The organism is Buchnera sp. (in: enterobacteria) (assembly GCF_056343165.1).
On record NZ_JBWHTS010000001.1, the window covers coordinates 121272 to 146906 of the forward strand.

A 25635-nucleotide genomic window follows, 5' to 3' on the forward strand; every position below is an offset into this window, starting at 1 on the left:
AATTTGTATTATTTAGTATTCATTTCCGTTAACATACTGTCTATAACTATCCCATTCAAAAGTCAACCATAAACTATTTCCTAAACGCATTCTATCAATAACTCTCTCGCCTAATAAACTTTTCATTCCTCTGTGATCTAAATTAGATAGCATTCCAGTAGAACGTTTAGATGATGACCTTCTATCAACTATTTGATTAATAATTACTTTTTCATAACGAGATTCAGTTTGCATTCCAATTTCATCAATCATTAATAAATCAACGCTACTTAAATTATGTAACAAATTTTCTTCAGTAACATTACTAGTCCCACTAAATGTTCCTTTCATATTAGACATTAAATCAGCTACAGTTACAAGCAAAATACTTTTTCCATGTAGAATTAAGTAATTTCCTATAGCAGAAGCTAAATGATTTTTCCCCGTACCTGGTTTTCCTGAAAAAATAAAACTAGCAATATTTTTGTTAAATTCTTCTGCATATCGTTTCGATGCTTTAAGTACTTTTCTTTGTCCATCATGTTCAATTTTATAATTATCAAATGAACAATTCATATATAATTCTCGAATACCTGATCTACCTAAAACACGTTGCATTTTCATTGCTTTGTTTTCACGCAGTATTGATTCAGAAGATAGTCTTCCTTGTTCTTGATTCCAAGCCAATAAGTCTTCATCGTTTTCAAATTTAGGTTTAATGTTCTTAGGCATAAGACGTTGAAGTCGTTTAAAGAATTCAGTGTAAAATGTCATTATTTACTCCTAAATCCATTGGGTACAGTTTTGTCAGGGATAGGAATGTACGTAATGTCTCGTTTTTTTTGTAATGCAGAGTTAATGGATCTGCTTTTTTGTAAACTTCTAGCTAATTTTTGTTGCCATTGTACGTGATAAAAAAAACAACCTTCCGCTTTCCAATAATCAATAAAAGATGCAAGTTCAGATTTTGATACTTCTTTAGTCAAAATAATTCCCCATAATGTTGCTTGACGAATAAAATCTTTATCTGGACTCCATTCTGAATACATTGAAAATTTTTTTTTAATTTTTTGATTTTTGACATTTTTATCAGAAAAATGATATTCAAGATCAAATATTTTTTTTAATAAATAAGGTGTAACTACATAAAAAATAGGAGAATTATTTTTAATCACTGCTAAAACTTCTTTTTTTGATTTTTCTAAAATTTTTATTGGGTTTTTACAAAATACATCAAGAGGGACATCGTCAGAAATTAAAATTTTCATAAAAATTTTGCCTAATTTTATTTTTAAGAATTTTAAATATAAATTGTTATGATTTTTATCATTTTTATAGATGAAAAATATATAGATAACATTGTATTTGACCCGTAATTTTTGTTTTATATGGAATCCAATTTTTTGGCATTACGAGAGATTGTTTTTTTTCTTTTTCTATGTAAATGAGAGAATTTTTCTTAATCCATTTTTTATTTTCCAGTAAATGAATTGTTTTTTTTATTAACCCTTGATAAAAAGGAGGATCAATAAATATTATATCATATGGTTTTCCAGTTTTTTCTAACCAATTTAAAGTGTTAGTATGTATTATTTCTATATTAGAGATATTTAATTCTTTTACATTCTTTTGAAGATTAAGGAATGTTTTTTTCTTTATTTCCAACAATGTTGAAAATGCAGCATGACGTGATATAGCCTCAATTCCTAATGCACCACTACCTGCGAAACAATCAAGACATCTAGAATTTTTAATGTATTTAGATAGCCATTCAAATAGTGTTTCTCTTATTTGATTGGTTGTAGGACGCAAGTTTGGAATATTTTTAAAAGAAATTTTTCTACCTTTAAATTTTCCAGAAATAATATATATTTTACCGTTTTTTTTAAAAAAAGAATTATACATTTTATTAGATTATTTACGTTAGTGATATAATTTATTTAAATATTAATATTAATAAAAAATTAAATAAATATTTTTAACATCAAATTTTTTAAAAATATAGTCTTTAATTATAAATTACCGGGCAAACAATATGAAAGATAATAAAAAAAATACTTTTTTTTCTTGGTTAAGTTCTAAAATTAAAAAAAAAGAAATAATAGATAAAAAAAAAGATAATCAAGAAAATGAAAAAAATGTTCTCAATAAAAAACAAGAATCTATTTCACAAACTCTATCAATTCAAAAAGATTGTATTAAAAATAATGATATAGAAACATTAAACAATTGTAGTGATAATTTAAATAACAGTCAAAATATAAAAATAAATTTTTTTTCACGCTTGAAAGAAAGTTTAAAAAAAACAAAGGAATTTTTTGGTGATAAAATAAACCATATTTTTTTATCAAAAAAAATTGATAGTGTACTTTTCGAAGAGTTAGAAGAAAAAATGTTACTTGCTGATATTGGAATTAATACCACAAATCACATTATTAGTAATTTAATTAAAGAGGTTAATCATAAGGATTTAAAAAATTCGGAAAAATTATATTTTCTATTAAAAAAAAATATGTATGACATTTTAAAAAAAGTAGAAGTACCCTTAAAAATATCTGATCATACTCCTTTTGTTATTTTAGTAGCAGGAGTAAATGGGACTGGAAAAACTACAACAGTAGCTAAATTAGCACAAAAATATAAATTAGAAGGAAAGTCTATAATGTTAGTTGCCGGGGATACATTTAGAGCAGCAGGTATAGAACAATTACAAACATTAGGAGAATTAAACAAAATACCAGTAATAGCACAACGTTCTGGTTCAGATCCAGCAGCAGTAATATTTGATGCGGTCAAATCAGCTATATCAAAAAAAATAGATATTTTAATTATTGATACAGCAGGTAGATTACATAACAAATTACATCTAATGGAAGAGTTAAAAAAAATAGTTAGAGTTATTAAAAAAATAGATCCGTCTGCACCACATGAAAAAATATTAATTATCGATTCTTGCAATGGACAAAATACAATACAACAAACAGAAATATTTCACAAAGCCTTAGATTTAACTGGAATTATAATTACAAAATTAGATGGAACAGCAAAGGGAGGAGTTGTTTTTTCTTTAGCTAATGAATTTAAAATTCCTATTCGTTATATTGGAATCGGTGAAAAAATACAAGATTTAGGTATTTTTGACAGTCAAGAATTTATTGATTCTATATTTACATAAAAAATATTATCAAATAAAAATTCTATGATTTTAATATAAATGAATTATTTTGTATAAATCTTTGATTTGTACTTTCAATTAAAGTATTATAAACAAGTCCCACATGTTAAATATTTAGCATATATAATTCGTTAATGCGGGAATTAAAATGATTAACAAAGTACAGATTTTATCTGTAACACCACCAAGTAATTTAGAAGCTTATATTAGAATAGCTAACTTATGGCCAATGCTATCAATCGAAGAAGAAAAAATACTAACTAAACGTTTACGTTATAATAGCGATTTAGATGCCGCAAAAACTTTAATTTTATCTCATCTCCGTTTTGTCATTCACATTTCACGTAATTATTCAGGGTACGGTCTACTTCAAGCTGATCTTATACAAGAAGGCAATATAGGTTTAATGAAAGCAGTTCGTAGATTTAATCCAGAAATAGGAGTGCGTCTTGTGTCTTTTGCTGTTCACTGGATTAAATCTGAAATACATGAGTATGTTTTACGGAATTGGCGCATTGTTAAAATTGCCACGACTAAATCTCAAAGAAAACTGTTTTTTAATTTAAGAAAAAATAAAAAAAGACTCGGTTGGTTTAATGAGGAAGAAATAAAAATAGTTGCTCGAGAGTTAGGGGTTAGTAGTAGAGATGTAAGAGAAATGGAATCCCGTATGTCTGCTCAAGATGTTACTTTTAATCCATTACCAGAAGATGATTTTGATTGTAAAACAAATAATGCAATACAATATTTACAAGATAAACAATCTAATTTTGCTAATGGTGTTGAACAAGATGACTGGAAAGAACATGCAGCAAATAAACTCAGTAATGCATTATTAAGACTAGATGAACGTAGTCGTCATATCATTCATGCCCGCTGGTTAGATAAAAAGAAAAAAAACACTTTGCAAACTATAGCAAATAATTATGGCATTTCAGCTGAGAGGGTTCGTCAATTAGAAAAAAATGCAATGAAAAAATTAAAAATAGCTATAGAAAATTAGTTTAATCTATCATTTTTATATAGACTAATTTCATTTTATTTAAAATATTTATACAGAGTATGAGATTAAGTTTTGTTCAATTGAAAACTCATACTCTTTTTTTAAATTCAATGAAAGATTTTTATAGATATAAAAAAATTTTATTCTACTGTTACTGATTTAGCAAGATGTCTTGGTTGATCAATATTTTTTCCTTTTTTTAATGCAATATAATAAGCTAGTAATTGCAGAGGTATTGTATAAAATATAGGTGCTATCAATTCCTCTACATAAGGAAGTTTTATAATATTCATATTATCTTCATGATCAAATTCTTGATCAGAAAATACATAAATTAGACCCCCTCTGGAGCATATTTCTTTAATATTTTTTTTGTTTTTCTCTAACAATGAATTTTGTGGAGCAATCATAATAACTGGCATATTTTTATCAATTAATGCAAGAGGTCCATGTTTAAGCTCTCCTGATGGATAAGCTTCTGCATGAATATAAGAAATTTCTTTTAATTTTAAAGCTCCTTCCATTGCAATTGGATATTGATTCCCTCTTCCAAGAAATAACATATTTTTTTTATTAGCTAATATATCAGCTATATTTTTTATTAATTGATCTTTTTTTAAGATTTGTTTAATTCTAATAGGTAAGATGTTTAACGTTTGTATAATTTTTTTTGAAATTTCATTATTTTCTTTTTTTAAATTTATTATTTTGGCGATTAACATAAGTAAAACAGTTAATTGGGTCGTAAAAGATTTTGTTGAAGCTACTCCTATTTCTAATCCTGCTTTAGTTAGTATATAGAAATCAGATTCTTTTACTAAAGATGAACTTTCCATATTACATATTGTTAAATTTCCTAAATAACCAAGTTTTTTAGAATATCTTAATGCTGATAGTGTATCAGCAGTTTCACCTGATTGTGACAAAGTAATTAATAGACTTTTTTTTCTTACAATCAGTTTTCTTGAAGAAAATTCAGATGCGATTTCAACATCACATGGAATATTAGCAAGTGATTCAAACCAATATCTAGAAACCATAGCTGCATTATATGAAGTTCCACATGCAACAATCTGTATATTTTCTGTGTTATAAAATATTTTTTTTGCTTTGAATCCCAATTCAGAAAAATGTACTTTGTGTTTATTTTTTAAACGGTTTTGTAAAGTATTTAAAATAGATTTGGGTTGTTCATATATTTCTTTTTCCATGTAATAACAATATTTTCCTTTTTTTACTGATTTATGTTCTATATTAGATATGATTTCTTTTCTTTTTACTATAGAAGAATTGTTCTTATTGAAAATATTAATTTCTTTTTTTTCAACAATAGCAATATCATCTTCTTCTAAGTATATAAAACGTTTTGTTACATTTAATAGTGCAATTTGATCAGAAGCTATGAAATTTTCTTCTGTTCCTAATCCTATAATTAATGGGCTTCCAGAACGCACGGCTATTAATCTTGAAGGATTATTTTTATCAAGTATAACCATGCTATAATTTCCATCTAATCTTTTTATACTATTTTGTACAATTTTTTTAAATGAATCTTTTTTTTTGTTTTGTTCCCAATGCAATAAATGTGCAATGACTTCTGTATCGGTTTCAGAAGAAAATATATATCCCTTTTTTTGTAAAAAAAGACGTAATATAGAGTAATTTTCAATAATTCCATTATGTACAACAATAATATTCGAAGAAATATGTGGATGAGTATTTTCTTTTGAAACTTTTCCATGCGTAGCCCATCGAGTATGGGCTACACCAATATTACCGAGTATTTTTTTTTTATTTGTTTGTTTTACAAGTTCCTTGACTTTTCCAACACAACGAATTCTAATTATATTATTTTTATTATCTATAATGGCTAATCCGGAAGAATCATATCCTCGGTATTCTAGTTTTTTGATGCTATTGATAAGAAAATTAGTAATATTACGTTGTGTTACTGCAGCAACAATACCACACATATTTATACCTTTTATTTTTTATTGAAAAAATTTATTTTTAAAACAAATATATTGATTTGATAGATTGAAACAATTATTTTTGATGAATTTTATTAGGACGCATCCAATTTTTTTTGTATTTTTGTTCTTTAGTATTGTAAACTAAACATGGTGTATTAACATCTGCTGTTAAAGTAGTACCTGCTGCAATAGTTGTATTTGTCGCAATTTTTATAGGTGCAACTAATTGTGTATTAGAACCAACTAAAACATTATCACCAATAATAGTTTTAAATTTATTTGCACCATCATAATTACATGTAATACTACCAGCCCCAATATTTACTCTAGATCCAATTTCAGAATTGCCAAGATAACTTAAGTGTTTTACTTTAGATTGTTTTTTTATAAAACTATCTTTTATTTCAACAAAATTTCCTATATGAACATTTGTATCTAATAAAGTATTAGAGCGTAAATGAGCAAAAGGACCTATGATACAATTTTCTCCAATTTTAGCGTTTTCTATGATAGTGTATGCTTGAATATTAGTTTTACTATCAATAATACTGTTTCTAATAATACAACCGGGTCCAATTTTAACGTTATCACCTAAAACAACATCGTTTTCTAGAATAACACCCGTATCTATTTCAATATTTTTACCGTGTTTTAATGTTCCTCTAAGAATAAAATGAGATGGATCTTTTATTGTAACCCCATTTAAAAGCAATGTATCAGTTTGTTTTTTTTGAAAAATTTTCTCTAAAATAGATAGTTGCAATTTGTTATTTATTCCTAATATTTCTTCATAATTTAATGCTTGTACTGTTTTGATAAAATTACCTTCTAGATAGGCTAAAGAAATAATATCTGTTGCATAAAATTCTTTTGTTTTATTTTTTTTATCAATTTTTTCTAACCAGCGTTTTAAATCTTTACTCTTAGCTATAAAAATTCCCGAGTATATTTCTTTAATTTTTTTTTGTTTATTAGTAGCATCTTTTTCCTCTATTATACCAATAACTTTTCTTTTTTCTCGCAAAATACGTCCATATCCATTAGGATTTTTTACTTTTTTAGTTAATAAGCTAATTATTGCTGTTTTTTTAGAATTTTTTAGTTTTTTTATTGATTTAACTGAAATAAATGGTACATCTCCATATAAGACTAGTATGTCTTCATTGTCTGAAATTTTTTTGATCGCTAGTAGTATAGCCTGTCCTGTGCCTTCTGGGTTTTTTTGCTTTACCCATTCAATAGGAATATTATTATCAATATTAGAAAATAGAAATTTTTTTTCAGTATTATACACTAATATAATTTTTTTAGGTTTTATAGATTGTGCAGTTTGTATGACATGTTCTAAAATTGTTTTTCCTCCTAAATAGTGTAGCACTTTAGGATGATTGGATTTCATTCTAGTTCCTTTTCCAGCAGCAAGTATTACTACAATTATTTCTTTCATTAACATAAATACCCTTTTTTTGATATATTTCATTAAATGAAATATTATTCATTAAATATTTTTGATAAATTATAAATTGTTTTTGATGTTTTAAATCCAATAATTCAATAATATAAAATTTTTGATAAATAATTTTTATATATGAATTTATGTATATATAATATGTTTTTATAATAAAATATATTATACTTTTTAAGGTTTTCTATGTGTTACGTTATTGCAGTAGATTTAGATGGTACTTTGCTTTCTTCAGAGAATAAAATAACAAAATATACTCAAGAGATTATACAGTTATTAATAGAAAAAAAATTTTATTTTATTTTTGCTTCTGGTCGTCATTATATAGATATCATGAAAATTAGAGACAGTTTGAAAATAAAGATTTTTATAATTGCCTCTAATGGCGCTAAAATTTACAATTTAGATAATAAGCTAATATTTAGTGATAATTTAGAAGAAGATATTGCTTCAACACTTTGTAGAATAAAATATTCGGATACAGAGATTATCACTCAAGTATATCAAAATAATAAATGGTATATAAATAGTAATGAAATAGATAATAAATTTTGTTCTGCTCTTTCATCATTAAAATATCAATATTTTCATCCGGATCATTTAAATTTTAATAATATTAGTAAGATTTTTTTTACAAGCAGAAATTTTCAAAAATTATACACTTTTAAAAAACAAATTATTAACTCTTATACTAATAGAGTTCATATTAATTTTTCTCTTCCAGGTTGTCTTGAAATTGTATCAGGATCTACTTCAAAAGGTCATGGATTGAAATTGATATCTAAATTGTTAGGAATTTCTTTAAATAATTTCGTGGCTTTTGGAGACGGAATGAACGATCAAGATATGTTAACTATTGCTGGAAAATCTTATATTATGAAAAATTCAGATCCGCGTTTAAAAGCAGCGTTGCCACATATTAAAATTATTGAAAGTAATAACGATGATGGTGTTGCAAGATGCTTAAATAAAATTTTTATAGAAAACAATAAAAATATATAAAAATATTTTTTATTATTTAATGATATAACAACTATTATTTTTTTTTAATACGCTACGAATAAATTTTAAATGATTAGAAGCATGTACACGTATAGAATGAATTAAATTTTTTATCACTACTTCTTTTTGTTCGCCGTTGCGAATGGCTGCATATAATCGCCCCCATATTCCGTGTCCTATTCTTCTTGTTACAATTAAACCTTGACGTTCAAAATTGTCTACTACCCAATGAGGTAGTGCTGTAATTCCCATTTGTGCTGATACCATTTGAATTAAAAGTAATGTATTATTAACATTTTTAAAAATAGGTGTAATACCAGATGGCTGTAAAAAATATTTCCATATATCTAGTCTATGTCGCTGAACAGGATAAGTCATTAATATTTCGGATGCAAGATCTTCTGGTATAATATTATTTTTTTTTAAAACAAGTTGGTGGTTAGGAGATAAAACTAATCGAACTTCAAAATCAAACATTGGTACATAGAATAAATTACTTCTTGGTAATACTTCAGAAGTTAACACAATATCAAGTTTTCCTTGTTGTAAAAATGGTTGAGGACTAAAAATAGTATCGGAATAAAAATCTATTTTTACCTTTGGACATTTTTTTTGAAAAACGGTTAATGCCGGTGTTAACCATTGAATACAGCTATGACACTCAATTGCTAATCGAATAATCATATGATGAGAATTTGTACATAATTGTATTGCTTTTTGTATTTTAGGTAAGATTTCTTCAGATAATTGCAGTAAAATTTTGCCTTTAATTGTAAATTTTATAGGATTACTTTTTCTTATAAATAATTTAAATCCTATTTTTTTTTCTAATTGGTTGCATTGATGTGATATTGCTGATTGTGTTTGATGTAATTGAATTGCTGCTGCACTTAATGAACCACTATTTTTTAATGCTTGTAGTGTTCGGAGATGTTTTATTTCAATCATGAGATTCCTTCATATCGAGAATTAACTATTTACGCTTGCTAATTTTCTTTAATACTAGAATTATAAGATATTTATTTTATATAAAGCAATTATAAATTATTTTTATACTGAGAACGTTAATTATACAAACAGGATATTTAAAATGACAATTTTAAATCATACTCTTGGTTTTCCAAGAATAGGAATAAATCGAGAGTTAAAAAAAGCTCAAGAAAAATATTGGTCTGATGATCTTTCGCTTCAAGATCTTTTATTAGTTGGCTATGAATTAAGAAAAAAAAACTGGCAAAAACAAAAAGAATCTGGAATTGATTATATCCCAGTTGGAGATTTTGCTTGGTACGATCATGTATTAACCACAAGTATGATGTTGGGAAATATTCCAGAAAGACACAAAAATGTTCTAGATCCTGTTAATTTAGATTGTTTATTTCGCATTGCAAGAGGTTTTGCTCCAGATATTTCAGCTTCAGAAATGACTAAATGGTTTAATACTAATTATCATTACATTGTGCCAGAGTTTTATAAGAACAAAGTTTTAAAATTTTCTTGGAAACAAATTTTAGATGAAGTAGATGAAGCATTGTTACTAGGACATAAAGTTAAACCTATACTTTTAGGACCTATTACATATCTTTGGTTAGGAAAAGTGAAAGGAAAACGTTTTGACCGTCTTGATATTTTAAATTCTATTATTCCAATTTATCAACATGTTTTAAAACAATTATCTAAACGTGGTATTGATTTTGTTCAAATTGATGAACCCGCTTTAGTTTTAGAGTTGCCTAAAAAATGGAAAGAGGCTTATTCTTATGTTTATAAAGAGTTGTCTGGTATAACAAAATTATTACTCACAACATATTTTGATAGTATTGAGCATAATGTGGAATTTATTCGTGATTTACCAGTTCAAGGTATTCATATTGATTTGGTATCTGGGAAATATAATTTAACAGATTTTCTTGCTAAAATACCACCAGAATGGATGTTGTCTTTAGGTGTGATTAATGGACGAAACATTTGGCGTTCTGATCTTTTAAAATGGTTTAAAATTATTAAATCAATCTTAAAAAATCATAAAACAGTATTAATTGCTTCATCTTGTTCTTTATTGCATTCGCCAATTGATGTAGAGATAGAAAAAAATTTAGATCAAGAAGTAAAAAAATGGTTTTCTTTTTCTGTTCAAAAATGCAAAGAGCTAGGGTTATTATCAAATGCTGTAAATAATAATAATATTGATGCAATTACAGAATGGAGTTTACCAATTCATGAACGTATATTTTCTAAAAGAGTACATAAAATTGAGGTAGAAAATCGTTTATCTAGTATTTCAATTGATAAATATCGACGTTTAGATGCTTATAAAATACGCGCTAAAGAACAAAATAAAAAATTAAATTTACCTATTTTGCCGACAACTACAATTGGTTCTTTTCCTCAAACTGTTGATATTAGAAAACTACGACGTGATTTTAAATTAAACTTAATAACTGAAGAAGAATACACAAAAGGAATTAAAAAACATATTAAAAAAGTTATAAAAATACAAGAAGAGCTAGATATAGATGTTTTAGTTCATGGTGAAGCCGAAAGAAATGATATGGTAGAATATTTTGGTGAAAATTTAGATGGATTTATATTTACAGATAATGGATGGGTGCAAAGTTATGGTTCGCGTTGTGTAAAACCTCCCATTATTATTGGAGATATTAGTCGTCTTAAACCAATTACTATAGAATGGTCTAAATATGCTCAATCTTTAACAAAAAAACCAGTAAAGGGAATGTTAACAGGACCAGTTACAATTTTATTTTGGTCTTTTCCTAGGGAAGATATTTCATTAGAAAAAATTGCAACACAAATTGCTTTAGCATTGTATGATGAAGTTGTAGATTTAGAAAAAGAAAAAATAGAAATAATTCAAATTGATGAACCGGCATTACGAGAAGGTTTACCATTACGAAAAAGCAATTGGTATGAATATTTGTCTTGGGCTGTCAATGTATTTCGTTTAAGTTCTTCAGGTGTTAAAAACACTACACAAATTCATACACATATGTGCTATTGTGAATTTAATGATATAATGGATTCTATTGCATTATTAGATGCTGATGTTATCACAATTGAAACTGCTCGTTCAGACATGGAGTTATTAGAATCGTTTAAAGAATTTAAATATCCTAATGAAGTTGGTCCAGGAGTGTACGATATTCATTCTCCTAATATACCAAGTACAGAATCAATTACAGTGCTTTTAAATAAAGCAATAAAATATATTCCTGCCAAACGTATTTGGGTTAATCCAGATTGTGGTTTAAAAACAAGAAGTTGGAATGAAACAATATTAGCTTTAAAAAATATGATGGAAGCAACAAAAAAACTTAGGGAAAAAATAAAAAGTTATGTTATTTAAATAAATTTTTTCTTATATATAGAAGATACATTTAATATTAAATCATCTTTTAGACTGTATTAAAAATCTAATTGATGATTTAATTCTTATGAATTTTAATTTTTTAAAATTAAAAAATTAATGTTTAAAATGACGCTCATTAGTAAAGATCATTGTTATATTATGTTCATCTGCAGCTTGAATGATCTCCTTATCACGGATTGATCCTCCTGGTTGAATTATACAACTAATACCAATAGAAGCAGCGTTATCGATTCCATCTCTAAAAGGGAAAAAAGCATCAGAAGCCATAGTTGCACCTACAACATCAGAGCCTTGGTCTTTTACTTTCATATTTGCTAGTTTTGTCGAATAAATCCTGCTCATTTGTCCTGCACCAATACCGATAGTTACTTCATTACGACCGTATACGATTGCATTTGATTTAACGAATTTAGACACTTTCCAACAGAACTTAGAGTCTTTTAGTTCTTTTTTTGTTGGTATACGTTTTGTAACAAAATTCCATAACTTGTCATTTGTATTACAAGAATCATGTTCTTGTATAAGTAATCCGTTAGTAATTTTTTTAAAATCTAGTCCTATTTTATTATTTTTTAATTTTCCAGTAATGAGAACTCTTATATTTAGCTTATTTTTTAAAATTTTAAGTGCTAAATCACTGATTTCTGGAATGATAATAACTTCAACAAATTGTTTATTAATAATTGTTTTAGCCGTTTTTTCATCTAATATCTGGTTAAAAGCAATTATCCCACCAAATGCTGAAACAGGATCGGAATGATATGCAGATAAATATGATTCTAAAATATTATTACTGACTGCAACGCTGCAGGGGTTTCCATGTTTTACAATAGCACATGCAGGTTTGCTAAATTCTTTTACACATTCTAATGCTGTATCAGCATCTGATATATTGTTATATGATAAAATTTTTCCTTGAATTTGATATGCTGTACTAATTGTTCCAGATTCAAATAGATTTTTTTCTGTATAAAAAGATGCTTTTTGATGATGATTTTCTCCATATCTTAGGTCTTGTTTTTTTATGAAAGAAAAGTTTATCACTTTAGGGAAAAAATTTTTTTCTTCATTTTTATTGAAAGTATTTGCCTTTATAAAATACTGTGAAATAATTTCTTCATAAGATGCTGTGTATTCAAATGCTTTTTTTGCTAAATATAATCTTTTTTCGATATTCATGGTATTGTTATTAATAGAATCAATAATAATTTGAAAATCAGCGAGATCTACTATAACTATAACGTTTTTATAATTTTTTGCAGAAGCACGTACAAGTGTGGGTCCACCTATATCAATATTATTAATGATATCATCTATATTATTGCTATTAATTTGCATCTTTTCAAATGGATAAAAGTTCACGATCACTATATCTATTGGAGAAATATCGTATAGTTTCATGATCTCTTTATCTTCATTTGTTCTTCTTAAAATACCCCCGAAAATTTTAGGGTGCAATGTTTTAATTCGTCCGTCCATTATTTCAGGAAATTTTGTATAATCTGATATCTCGGTAACAGGTATATTGTTTTTTTTTAAAATTTGAGCAGTTCCTCCCGTAGAAAATAAATTAATTTTATTTATTTTTAATATTTTTGCTATTTTTAAAATATCTGTTTTATCTGAAACGCTAATTAACGCATTTTTTATAACATCATTTGATTGCATAATATATTTTCTTATTTTTAATAAAAAATTAAGTATTTTGTTATATAATATATATTCGAACTATTTTAAATACATAATTGTTTTTAAAAATCATTAAAAAAAATACTTATTTAGCAAGGGGCATCATGCCCCCTTAAATATATTGTGAATTATAATTATTTAATTGCATTTTTTAATGTTTTACCAGATGTAAAACTAGGAACTTTTGTCGCAGGAATTTGTATTTCTTTTCCTGTTTGAGGGTTTCGTCCTATGCGAGATGATCTCAAATTAACTTTAAAAGTACCAAATCCAACTATTTGTACAGATTCACCTTTTTTTAAAGAATCAATAATAGTTGATAATGTTGTTTCTAAAGTCAATTTTGCTTGTATTTTAGATAAATTAGACTTTTTAGAAATAACATCAATTAATTGAGTTTTATTCATTATTTTTCCTTTTTTATTTAAATGTAAAAATTAATAATTAATTTAGATTTTATTTTGATAAATTTATATTAAAACTATATTTTTATAGCAAGTATTTTTAATACATTTTGATATAAAAAGAAAAATATATTTTCATGTTATATAATTTTGTATTCATTAAACGTTTTTATTTCAGCAAAAATAATATGAAAAAAGAAGAATTAGGTTTGCAATTTATAATTTTAGTAATTTTAAATATGCAATTTATTTTAATATTGTTTTAAAATATTTAAAAAAATTATATTTCGATTTTTAAAGATACCATTTTTTTTAAAAAACATTAAAATTAATTTTAATAATGTTTTAATTTGATTAAAATTAAATCATTTATTATTTTTTAAAATTATTTTGCACATTTCGCATGAAATATAAAAAATATTTTATTTTTAACGGAATGATTTATTGAATTTTTCAAATTAAATTTCTTAAATTTTATCAAATAAAATAATTTTTTCAGAGTATTAAAAATGTAAAAACCGCATTTAAGACAAGATTTTTTAACAATTTGATTATTTTCGAAGAACCAGTTCGATATATTTATATCATAATATAATATGACTATATTTTTACTGTGGCTGCTTTTAAGAGCAGCCATAATTTAGATATATAAAAATATTAAGACTATTTATTTTTTTCTATAAGAGCAGAATTTAATAATTCTGAAAGACTGGCAGAGGCTTCTTCGGCACTAATCTGAGAGCTACTGACTGTTGGATTACTATGTTTTTTTTGACGACGATTAAACCGTTCTTTATGATATGCGTATCCTGTACCGGCAGGAATTAAACGTCCAACAATTACGTTTTCTTTTAATCCTCTTAATTCATCTTTTTTTCCTGCTACTGCAGATTCAGTTAATACTCTGGTTGTTTCTTGAAAAGAAGCTGCAGATATAAAAGATTCTGTTGCAAGTGATGCTTTAGTAATTCCTAATAAATCTCTTGAAAAAGTAGCTGGAATTTTCTTTTTTTTACCTAATATTCGATTAGAAATTTTTATACGAGAAAATTCTACTTGTTCACCCTCTAAAAAATCTGAATCCCCTGATTTCATTATGGTAGCTTTTCGTAGCATTTGTCTTATAATTACTTCAATATGTTTATCATTAATTTTTACGCCTTGCAGACGATATACTTCTTGTACTTCATTTACGATATACCTAGTTACAGATTGAACACCTCTTAATCGAAGAATATCATGTGGTGATTCTGGTCCATCAGATACTACATCTCCTCTTTCTACTCTTTCTCCTTCAAAGACATTTAATTGTCTCCACTTAGGGATCATTTCTTCATAATCATCGCTACCGTCTACTGGTGTAATAACTAATCTTCTTTTTCCTTTAGTTTCTTTTCCAAAAGATATGATACCACTAATTTCAGCTAAAATAGCTAATTCTTTTGGACGTCTAGCTTCAAATAAATCTGCAACTCTTGGTAATCCACCGGTTATATCTTTTGTGCCTCCAGATTCTTGTGGTACTCGTGCTAACGTGTCTCCAGAACTAATTTGAACTCCATCATCAAGTTGAACAATTGCTTTCCCGGGTAAAAAATATTGTGCGGGCATATCTGTTCCTGAAATAAGAACGTCTTTTCCATTACAATCAATGATTTTTAACGCTGGTCTTAAATCTTTTCCAATTGACATTCTTTCTGCTGTATCTAATATTACTATAGAAGACAGACCTGTTAATTCATCTGCTTGTCTTGTAATACTTTGACCGTCAATCATGTCTACAAAACGAACTAAACCATTAACTTCAGTAATAACAGGCATAGTATGCGGATCCCATTTCGCAACAGTTTCGCCGGAATATACTTTTTCGCCATCTCCTTTAGCCATAATAGCTCCATAAGGGACTTTATAAGTTTCTTTTGTTCTTCCAAAATTATCAATAATATTAAGTTCTACGTTTCTTGAGGTAATAACTATTTTACCGCTAGAATTAGTTACAAATTTTGCGTTGTTGAGGTGTATAATACCTTGATTTTTTACTTGAATGCTAGATTCTGCTGCAGCTCTTGATGCTGCGCCTCCAATATGGAAGGTTCTCATAGTTAATTGTGTACCTGGTTCTCCTATAGATTGAGCAGCGATAACTCCAATTGCTTCTCCCTTATTAACTAAATTTCCTCGAGCTAAATCTCGACCGTAACAATAGGCACAAACGCCAAAATCAGTATCACAATTTACCACTGATCTTACTTTAACATTATCTATGGAATTATCTTCTAAAAGATCACATAATTGCTCATTTAGCAGCGTGTTTCTTTTAATTAATATATTTTTAGTATTTGGAATAAAAACGTTTTCTGCAGTAATCCGACCTAAAACACGTTCACGCAATGGTTCTTTAACATCGCCTCCCTCAATTAATGAAGTCATTAAAATTCCTTCGTGTGTTTTACAATCATCTTGTGTTACAACTAAATCTTGTGCAACATCTACTAAACGACGTGTTAAATATCCAGAGTTAGCAGTTTTTAATGCCGTATCTGCTAATCCTTTACGTGCGCCGTGCGTGGAAATAAAATACTGCAACACGTTTAAACCTTCTCTAAAATTAGCTGTAATAGGTGTTTCTATAATAGAACCATCAGGTTTTGCCATCAATCCTCTCATTCCAGCTAGTTGACGAATTTGTGCAGCAGAACCACGTGCTCCTGAATCAGCCATCATAAATATGCTATTAAAAGATATTTGTTTTTGTTTTTCGCCTTGTTTATTTTTAACGGATTCTGTAGATAAATTTTCCATCATAGCTTTTGCTACTCGTTCGTTAGCTGCCGCCCAAATATCAATAACTTTATTATATCTCTCACCTGCTGTAACCAGCCCAGATTGAAACTGTTCTTGTATTTCAGCTACTTCGATTTCTGCTTCATTAATAATATTTGCTTTTTTTTCCGGTATTACCATGTCATCAATACCAACTGAAGCTCCTGATCTCGCTGCATAAGCAAAGCCAGTATACATAATTTGATCAGCGAAAAAAACAGTAGGTTTAAGCCCTAAAATACGATAACAAGTATTAAGCATTTTAGAAATATCTTTTTTACCTAATGTTTGATTGACAATACTAAAGGGTAGTCCTTTAGGAATAATCATCCATAAAATTGCTCGACCTATAGTTGTGTTAATTATTTTTTTTATTGTACTGAAAGTTTTATCTTTATTTTTTTTGTATTCTGTTATTCGTACTTTTACTAATGAATGCAATTCAGCAATACCCAAACGATAGACTTTTTCTGCTTCGTTAGAACTGTTTAGTAGCATACCTTCGCCTTTCCCATTTATTTTTTCACGAGTCATATAATACAAACCTAAAACAACATCTTGGGAAGGAACGATAATTGGCTCACCATTAGCCGGGGATAAAATATTGTTAGTTGACATCATTAAGGCTCTAGCTTCTAATTGTGATTCTAGAGTTAATGGGACATGTACAGCCATTTGATCTCCATCGAAATCAGCGTTATAAGCGGCACATACTAGCGGATGGAGCTGAATTGCTTTCCCCTCTATAAGAACTGGTTCAAATGCTTGTATTCCTAATCTATGCAAAGTAGGTGCACGATTTAAAAGAACTGGATGTTCACGAATCACTTCGTCTAAAATATCCCATACTATAGCTTCTTCTCTTTCTACCATTTTTTTTGCTGCTTTGATTGTAGTAGCTAAACCACGAACTTCTAATTTTCCATAAATGAACGGTTTAAAAAGCTCTAATGCCATTTTTTTAGGTAAACCACATTGATGCAAGTGAAGATAAGGTCCTACAGTAATAACAGAACGACCAGAATAATCTACACGTTTCCCAAGAAGATTTTGTCGGAATCGTCCTTGTTTTCCTTTAATCATATCAGCTAATGATTTTAGGGGTCTTTTATTTGATCCTGTAATAGCTCTTCCTCTTCTACCATTATCTAATAATGCATCTACAGCTTCTTGCAACATTCTTTTTTCGTTGCGTACAATTATGTCTGGAGCTGCTAAATCTAATAAACGTTTAAGACGATTATTTCTATTAATGACTCGACGATATAGATCATTTAAATCTGATGTTGCAAATCTTCCTCCATCTAATGGTACTAATGGTCTGAGATCAGGTGGTAAAACTGGTAATACATTAAGAATCATCCATTCAGGTTTATTGTGAGATTGGATAAAAGATTCCAATAATTTAATTCTTTTTGTTATTTTTTTTCTTTTAGTTTCAGAGTTTGTTTCATTTAATTCGATTCTTAAAGTATTACATTCTTGAACTAGATTGATATCTTTTAAAAGAAATTGAATTGCTTCTGCTCCCATTGTAGCATCAAATTCATCTCCAAATTCTTCTAAAGAATCTAAATATTGTTCTTCAGTTAAAATTTGGCGCTTTTCAAGATTAGTCATCCCCGTTTCTATAACTACATAGGATTCAAAGTATAGTACCCTTTCAATATCTCGCAAGGGCATATCTAATAATAAACCTATTCTTGATGGTAAAGATTTTAAAAACCAAATATGAGCTGTAGGTGAAGAAAGTTCTATATGACCCATTCGTTCACGTCTAACTTTACTTTGTGTAACTTCAACACCACATTTTTCACAAATGACACCTCGATGTTTTAATCTTTTATATTTGCCACATAAACATTCATAATCTTTTACTGGTCCAAAAATGCGCGCACAAAATAATCCATCTCGTTCGGGTTTAAATGTACGATAGTTAATAGTTTCTGGTTTTTTTACTTCTCCAAACGACCAAGATCTGATCATATCAGGTGAAGCTAACGAGATTTTAATAGCATCAAAATCTTCATTTTTAGTTTGGGATTTTAGAAATTTTAGTAAATCTTTCACGCATTAGCTCTCGTTGGAATTAAACTTTCAAGGTAATAAATATATAAATATTTTTTATTATATTATTAATTTTTTTATTCGCTTTCTAGTTCAATATTAATACCTAATGATCGAATTTCTTTCAGAAGTACATTAAAAGATTCCGGCATTCCAGGCTCCATTTGATGATTCCCATCTACAATATTTTTATACATTTTAGTTCTTCCATTTACATCATCAGATTTAACGGTTAACATTTCTTGTAACGTATACGAAGCTCCATATGCTTCTAGTGCCCAAACTTCCATTTCACCAAAACGTTGTCCGCCAAATTGAGCTTTTCCGCCCAATGGTTGTTGAGTTACTAAACTATAAGAACCAGTAGAACGTGCATGCATTTTATCATCTACTAGATGATTTAATTTTAACATGTACATATAACCAACGGTAACAGGTCTTTCAAATTTTTCTCCTGTTCTTCCATCAAAAAGTGTAATTTGTCCAGAAGTAGGTAAACCTGCAAATTTTAACATTTGTTTTATTTCATTTTCTTGAGCACCATCAAATACCGGCGTAGAGATGGGAATGCCATTTTTAAAATTTTCAGCTAAACGCAATATTTCTTCATTAGAAAAATTATCTAAATCTACTTTTTGACGCAAATTTTCTCCTAAATTAAAAGCTTGTTGAATAAATTTTCGTAAATTAGATATTCTTTCTTGTGTTTTAAGCATGTGATTGATTTTGTCACCAATACCTTTTGCCGCCATGCCCAAATGTGTTTCTAATATTTGTCCAATATTCATACGAGAAGGAACACCTAGTGGATTTAAAACAATATCAACTGGTACACCATTTTTATCATAAGGCATATCTTCAATAGGATTAATTTTAGAAATGACGCCTTTATTACCATGTCTACCTGCCATTTTATCGCCAGGTTGAATTTGACGTTTAACTGCTAAATATACTTTGACTATTTTTAAAACACCTGGAGCAAGATCATCCCCTTGCGTAATTTTTTGACGTTTTATTTCAATTCTTTTATTAAATTCTTCTTTTAGTTCATCATGTTGTTTTGCAAGTTTTTCTATTTCTTTTTTTTTGTTTTTTTCTGTAATTTCTATAGACAGCCATTTTTCGAAAGGTAGTGTATTGAGTTGTTCTATTTCAATATTAAAAGATATCAAGGTTTTTTTGATATGAGCAAACAAACTAGATTCAAATATTTTAAATTCCTCAGTCAGATCTTTTTTAATTTTTTTAATTTGCATATCTTCAATTTCTAATGCTCTTTTATCTTTTTTTACACCGTCTCTTGTAAATATTTGCACGTCTATTACAGTTCCTGATACTCCATTAGGAACTCGTAATGAAGAATCTTTTACATCTGACGCTTTTTCTCCAAAAATAGCACGTAATAATTTTTCTTCAGGTGTTAATTGTGTTTCTCCTTTTGGAGTTACTTTACCAACTAGTATATCGCCACCAGTTACTTCTGCTCCAATATAAACAATTCCTGATTCATCTAATTTAGATAATGCGGCTTCACCTACATTGGGTATATCTGAACTGATTTCTTCTGCTCCTAATTTAGTGTCTCGTGATATACATGATAATTCTTGAATATGAATTGTAGTGAAACGATCCTCTTGTACAACTCTTTCTGATACTAGAATAGAATCTTCAAAATTGTATCCATTCCAAGGCATGAATGCTACTCGCATGTTTTGTCCTAGTGCAAGTTCTCCTAAGTCAGTAGATGGTCCATCTGCTAAAACATCGCCTTTCTGAATTCTTTCACCTAAATCAACACAAGGTTTTTGATTAATACAAGTATTTTGATTTGATCGAGTATATTTAGTTAAATTGTAAATATCTATACCTGCTTCTCCAGAATACATTTCTTTTTCATCTACTTTAATTACTATACGAGAAGCGTCTACATATTGAATTAAACCACTTCTTTTAGCTACCGCCGTAACACCGGAATCTACGGCTACTGCTCGTTCCATTCCCGTTCCAACTAAAGGTTTATCTGATTTAAGAGTAGGTACTGCTTGACGTTGCATATTAGCACCCATTAAAGCTCTATTTGCATCATCATGTTCAAGGAAAGGAATTAAAGATGCACCAACGGATACAATTTGTTGAGTAGAAACATCCATATAATTAACTTGCATACGGTTAAATAAACTAGATTCACCTTTATGTCGACAAGTCACTAAATCGTCAGTAAAAAAACCATTTTTATCAATATTAGTATTAGCTTGTGCAATGATATAGTTGCCTTCTTCTATAGCGGATAGATAATTAATTTCTTTAGTAACTAAACCATTCTTAACTTTTTGATAAGGTGTTTCTAAAAATCCATATGAATTTGTTCTTGCATATACAGATAAAGAATTAATTAATCCTATATTTGGTCCTTCAGGTGTTTCTATCGGACATACGCGTCCATAGTGAGTAGGATGAACATCTCGAACTTCAAAACCTGCTCTTTCTCTAGTTAAACCACCCAAACCTAATGCTGAAATTCGTCTTTTATGTGTAATTTCTGATAAAGGATTATTTTGATCCATAAATTGTGATAATTGACTAGAACCAAAAAACTCTTTAACAGCAGCTGATATCGGTTTGGCATTAATCATATCTTGTGGCATAAGAGCATCTAAATCACCGATAGACAATCTTTCTTTAACTGCTCTTTCTACTCTTACTAAACCGATCCTAAATTGATTTTCAGCCATTTCACCAACGGATCTGACGCGTCGATTGCCCAAATGATCAATATCATCTACTTCGCCTTTTCCATTACGGATATCAATAATTTTTTTTATAACATCTATAATATCTTCTTTGTTTAAGGTTCCTGAACCTTGAATTTCTTTTCTCAGAAGAGATCGGTTAAATTTCATTCTACCAACAGCAGAAAGATCATATCTATCTTCAGAAAAAAATAAATTTTCAAATAAATTTTCTGTTGCTTCTTTAGTAGGGGGCTCTCCAGGTCTCATAACTCGGTAAATTTCTATTAGAGCGCTCATGCGATCATTAGCGGAATCTATTCGTAATGTTTCTGATATATATGGACCATGATCTAGGTCATTAGTAAATAATGTTTCAATATAATGAAATCCTGATTTTTTTATTTTATCTAACGCTTCTAAAGACAATTCTGTATTAGAAAAAATAATAATTTCGCCTGTTTTTAAATCAATATAGTTTTTCGATACAATTCTTCCTAAAAGATATTCAACAGGAACTGTAATAGATTTTATTTTATCTCTATTTAGCTCTTGAATGTGTTTAGCAGTAATCCGACGACCTTTTTCTACATATATTTTTCCATTCTTTGTAATATCAAATGATGCAGTTTCACCGCGAAGTCTTTCTGGAATTAATTCTAATGTAATTTCATTGGTTTCTATTTTAAAAATGTTTTTTTCAAAAAATATATTCAATATTTCTTCTGTATCATAATTAAGAGCACGCAAGAGAATACTTACTGGTAGTTTTCTACGTCTATCAATTCTAACAAATAAATTATCTTTTGGATCAAATTCAAAATCTAGCCAAGATCCTCGATAAGGAATAATTCGAGCATTATAGAGAACTTTTCCTGAAGAGTGCGTTTTACCTTTATCACTATCAAAAAAAACTCCAGGACTACGGTGTAGTTGAGAAACAACTACTCTTTCTGTTCCATTTATAATAAATGTTCCATTATTTGTCATTAATGGGATTTCACCCATATAAACTTCTTGTTCTTTAATATCTTTAACAGTAGCTTCTAATATATCTCGTTCGTATATAACAAGTCGCAATCTTACTCTCAAAGGTGCTGAATAAGTAGCACCTCTGATTTGACATTCCTGTACATCGAATACTGTTTCTCCTAAACGATAACTGACGTATTGAAGTTCAGAATTTCCATTATAACCGCGAATAGGGAATATAGAACGAAATGCTGCTTCTAATCCGTGTTGACTTTCTAAATCTGGTTTAATAAATTTTTTAAAAGAATCTAGTTGAATCGAAAGAAGATATGGTATATCTAAAACTTTAGGACGTTTGCCAAAATCTTTACGAATACGTTTTTTTTCAGTATAAGAGTAAACCATGGGGTTCCTAAGCTCGTTGACAGATAAATTAAAAATTAAATTTATCTTTTTGTCTGAAGGGGAGACAGTTTTAATGTTTTTATAAGAATTTTAATTATGTTTTATATTTGCTAAATATTTTCAGAAAATAATTTGAATTTTTTCATCAAAAGGGCTGGTGAATTAAAATCACCAGCCGTGCTTTGAAATTAATTATATTATAAAATTGAATATTTTTATTTAATTTCGATTTCAGCACCAACATCTTCCAACGTTTTTTTGAGTGATTCTGCGTCTTCTTTGCTTATGTTTTCTTTTAAAACTGTTGGAGCAGATTCTACTAAGTCTTTAGCTTCTTTTAATCCTAAACCAGTTGCACTACGTACAGTTTTAATTACTGAAACTTTATTTGGTCCAATAACTTTTAAAAAAATATCAAATTCTGTTTTTTCTTCATGTGAATCTTTTTCATGATGATTATTACTATGCATAGACATATTAGCAGAGACACCAAACTTTTCTTCCATTGCCGCGATAAGATCCACAACATTCATAACTGACATTTCTGATACAGCTTCTAAAATTTGTTCTTTAGTAATAGACATAACAATAATTCCTAATGACAATTAGAATTATTTTAGATGTTATTAATACATCAAAAATAATAACCTTTAAGAGGTTTCTTTTTTCTTTTTTATAGCAGATAAAGTATAAATAAGTTTTCCAGCAACTGACATCTTCAATATTGATAGAAGTTTGATAATTGCTTCTTGGTAAGTAGGCATATCTGCAAGTTGATTTATTTCTAAAGTAGAGAGTAATTTCCCTTCAAAAGCTGCTCCTGTTATTTTAAACTGTGTGTTTTTTTTTGAAAATTCTTTAAATAATCTAGCACCACTACCTGGATGTATCATAGAATAAGCGATAAAGGTAGAACCTTTTATTTTTTTTTTTAAACATTCAAAAACAGTATTTTTAATAGCTAGAGACAAAAGAGTATTTTGAATAATGCTCATTTTTACTCCAATTTCACGACCAGATTTTCTTAATTCATTTATTTTATTTACGCAAATACCTTGAGAATCTGCAATAACAGCTGATAATGCTGTATTAGAAATTTTGTGAATTTTAGAAACAATTATTTTTTTATTATGAAGATTTAATGCCATTTATCAAATTCTCCTTATTGATCTAGAGAGAAATCGTTTAAATTAATTTTTCATAAAAATACTGACCATAATAATAGATTTTTTTAAAACATATTATTATTTATTTTTACTCTATAATTATAAAAAAAAAATATTAAATAATAAATTTTAGCATTAGAATCAGATTATTTTTTAGCTATTTTACACTAAAAAATATTTAGATGCTGATTGAAAAGGGATATCATTATAAATAATTTTTTTTATAGCGTAAAGTTAAAATCATTTTATCAAAGAGATAAACTAGATTGTTCAACAATTAATCCTATGCCCATAGTTGTCGATAAAACTATTTTTTTTATATATATTCCTTTTGATTGTGGTGGTTTTGATTTTTTAATAGATTCTAAAAAAACATTTAAATTTTCTTTTATTTGCTTTGCATTAAAATTAATTCGACCAATTGTAGCATGAATGATTCCATTTTTATCATTTCGATAGCGTACTTGTCCTGTTTTTGCGTTTTTAATTGCTTCAGCAATATTTGTAGTTACTGTGCCTAATTTAGGATTAGGCATTAAATTACGTGGTCCAAGTATTTGTCCTAACTGTGTTACTATTTTCATTGCATCAGGAGAGGCAATAACAACATCAAAATTAACACCTTCTTTTTTTATTTTTTCAGATAAATCTTCCATTCCTATTAATTCAGCACCTGCATTTTTAGCGATTTTGACATTATCACCTTGTGTAAAAACAGCTACTCGAATAGAACGTCCGATGCCATTTGGTAAAACTGTTGAACCTCGAATATTTTGATCTGATTTTTTGGAATCTATACCTAAATTAATAGCAATATCAATACTTTCATTAAATTTTACTTTAGATGATTGCTTTAATAAATTGATCAGATCATCAATATTGTATGATTTTTCAAAATTAACATTCTCTTTAATTTTTTTTATGCGTTTGGGTATTTTATTCATTGTTAATTACTCCTCGATAATTAGTCCCATAGACTTGGCGGTACCTTCTATAGATTTCATCATGTTTTCAATATTGGAACCAGTCATATCGTTGTTTTTAATTTTTGCTATTTCTTTGATTTGTAAACGATTAATTTTTCCTATTTGTTCTGATTTAGTTTTACTTGAACCTTTTTTAATTCCCGATAGTTTTTTTAATAAAACAGAAGCAGGAGGTGTTTTTGTGATAAATGTAAATGAACGATCAGAATAAACTGTAATGATTACTGGTATTGGAAGTCCTTTTTCTATATTTTCCGTTTTTTTATTAAACAATTTACAAAACTCCATAATATTAACACCTTTTTGACCTAAAGCAGGCCCGATTGGTGGGCTGGGATTAGCTGTTCCAGCTGAAACTTGTAATTTAATATATGATTGTATTTTTTTAGCCATTTTTTTCTCGTTTTTT

The 25635-nt window shown here is 27.9% G+C and carries 18 protein-coding genes; 4 read left to right on the forward strand and 14 right to left on the reverse strand.

Annotation, left to right across the window (positions count from 1 at the left end; translation table 11 throughout):
- Nucleotides 1-12: 12 nt before the first annotated feature.
- The 3 genes from dnaC to rsmD all read right to left on the reverse strand — a co-directional run bounded on the left by dnaC (nt 13) and on the right by rsmD (nt 1884).
- Nucleotides 13-753 carry a replicative helicase loader DnaC gene (gene dnaC, locus ACTP5B_RS00695; RefSeq protein WP_464829120.1) on the reverse strand — a complete coding sequence of 247 codons (741 nt, stop codon included), beginning with the start codon at nt 751-753 and terminating at the stop codon, nt 13-15.
- A complete protein-coding gene (gene dnaT, locus ACTP5B_RS00700; RefSeq protein WP_464829122.1) occupies nt 753-1247 on the reverse strand; it encodes a primosomal protein DnaT in 495 nt (164 codons plus the stop codon). Before dnaT ends, dnaC begins: the two co-directional genes overlap by 1 nt.
- Before the next feature lie 64 nt (nt 1248-1311).
- Nucleotides 1312-1884: a 16S rRNA (guanine(966)-N(2))-methyltransferase RsmD gene (gene rsmD, locus ACTP5B_RS00705; RefSeq protein WP_464829124.1), complete on the reverse strand. Its 573-nt coding sequence runs from the start codon at nt 1882-1884 to the stop codon at nt 1312-1314.
- Nucleotides 1885-2014: 130 nt separating this feature from the next.
- Between rsmD and ftsY the strand changes: the two genes are divergently transcribed.
- On the forward strand, nt 2015-3154 hold the full coding sequence (ftsY, locus tag ACTP5B_RS00710) for a signal recognition particle-docking protein FtsY (protein WP_464829126.1): 1140 nt from the start codon (nt 2015-2017) through the stop codon (nt 3152-3154).
- A gap of 148 nt (nt 3155-3302) precedes the next feature.
- Entirely contained in the window at nt 3303-4157 is an 855-nt protein-coding gene (rpoH, locus tag ACTP5B_RS00715) for an RNA polymerase sigma factor RpoH (RefSeq protein WP_464829128.1), read from the forward strand.
- 140 nt (nt 4158-4297) lie between these two features.
- On the opposite strand, the gene glmS is transcribed toward rpoH, so the two are convergent.
- Nucleotides 4298-6130: a glutamine--fructose-6-phosphate transaminase (isomerizing) gene (gene glmS, locus ACTP5B_RS00720; RefSeq protein WP_464829130.1), complete on the reverse strand. Its 1833-nt coding sequence runs from the start codon at nt 6128-6130 to the stop codon at nt 4298-4300.
- 73 nt (nt 6131-6203) lie between these two features.
- Nucleotides 6204-7583 carry a bifunctional UDP-N-acetylglucosamine diphosphorylase/glucosamine-1-phosphate N-acetyltransferase GlmU gene (glmU, locus tag ACTP5B_RS00725; protein WP_464829132.1) on the reverse strand — a complete coding sequence of 460 codons (1380 nt, stop codon included), beginning with the start codon at nt 7581-7583 and terminating at the stop codon, nt 6204-6206.
- 198 nt (nt 7584-7781) lie between these two features.
- Between glmU and ACTP5B_RS00730 the strand changes: the two genes are divergently transcribed.
- Nucleotides 7782-8597 carry a Cof-type HAD-IIB family hydrolase gene (locus tag ACTP5B_RS00730; RefSeq protein ID WP_464829134.1) on the forward strand — a complete coding sequence of 272 codons (816 nt, stop codon included), beginning with the start codon at nt 7782-7784 and terminating at the stop codon, nt 8595-8597.
- A 12-nt stretch (nt 8598-8609) separates the two neighbouring features.
- Here the strand turns inward: ACTP5B_RS00730 and metR are convergent, their stop codons facing one another.
- Entirely contained in the window at nt 8610-9545 is a 936-nt protein-coding gene (gene metR / locus ACTP5B_RS00735) for an HTH-type transcriptional regulator MetR (RefSeq protein ID WP_464829136.1), read from the reverse strand.
- A gap of 142 nt (nt 9546-9687) precedes the next feature.
- On the opposite strand from metR, the gene metE reads away from it, so the two are divergent.
- Complete coding sequence (gene metE / locus ACTP5B_RS00740) at nt 9688-11961, forward strand: 5-methyltetrahydropteroyltriglutamate--homocysteine S-methyltransferase (protein ID WP_464829137.1); 2274 nt, start codon at nt 9688-9690, stop codon at nt 11959-11961.
- Between the two features lie 117 nt (nt 11962-12078).
- On the opposite strand, the gene purH is transcribed toward metE, so the two are convergent.
- From purH to rplK, 8 genes are all read right to left on the reverse strand, one after another.
- The gene (purH, locus tag ACTP5B_RS00745; protein WP_464829139.1) at nt 12079-13653 is read right to left on the reverse strand and encodes a bifunctional phosphoribosylaminoimidazolecarboxamide formyltransferase/IMP cyclohydrolase; all 1575 of its coding nucleotides are present in this window, start codon (nt 13651-13653) and stop codon (nt 12079-12081) included.
- A 155-nt stretch (nt 13654-13808) separates the two neighbouring features.
- Nucleotides 13809-14081, reverse strand: a complete 273-nt coding sequence (locus ACTP5B_RS00750; RefSeq protein WP_464829141.1) for an HU family DNA-binding protein — start codon at nt 14079-14081, stop codon at nt 13809-13811.
- 660 nt (nt 14082-14741) lie between these two features.
- Nucleotides 14742-18971: a DNA-directed RNA polymerase subunit beta' gene (gene rpoC, locus ACTP5B_RS00755; RefSeq protein WP_464829143.1), complete on the reverse strand. Its 4230-nt coding sequence runs from the start codon at nt 18969-18971 to the stop codon at nt 14742-14744.
- A gap of 74 nt (nt 18972-19045) precedes the next feature.
- Nucleotides 19046-23074: a DNA-directed RNA polymerase subunit beta gene (rpoB, locus tag ACTP5B_RS00760; RefSeq protein ID WP_464829145.1), complete on the reverse strand. Its 4029-nt coding sequence runs from the start codon at nt 23072-23074 to the stop codon at nt 19046-19048.
- Between the two features lie 215 nt (nt 23075-23289).
- A complete protein-coding gene (gene rplL, locus ACTP5B_RS00765) occupies nt 23290-23658 on the reverse strand; it encodes a 50S ribosomal protein L7/L12 (RefSeq protein WP_464829147.1) in 369 nt (122 codons plus the stop codon).
- A 66-nt stretch (nt 23659-23724) separates the two neighbouring features.
- On the reverse strand, nt 23725-24222 hold the full coding sequence (gene rplJ / locus ACTP5B_RS00770; protein ID WP_464829149.1) for a 50S ribosomal protein L10: 498 nt from the start codon (nt 24220-24222) through the stop codon (nt 23725-23727).
- A gap of 266 nt (nt 24223-24488) precedes the next feature.
- The gene (rplA, locus tag ACTP5B_RS00775; RefSeq protein ID WP_464829151.1) at nt 24489-25184 is read right to left on the reverse strand and encodes a 50S ribosomal protein L1; all 696 of its coding nucleotides are present in this window, start codon (nt 25182-25184) and stop codon (nt 24489-24491) included.
- A gap of 6 nt (nt 25185-25190) precedes the next feature.
- Complete coding sequence (rplK, locus tag ACTP5B_RS00780; protein WP_464829153.1) at nt 25191-25619, reverse strand: 50S ribosomal protein L11; 429 nt, start codon at nt 25617-25619, stop codon at nt 25191-25193.
- Nucleotides 25620-25635 lie beyond the last annotated feature (16 nt).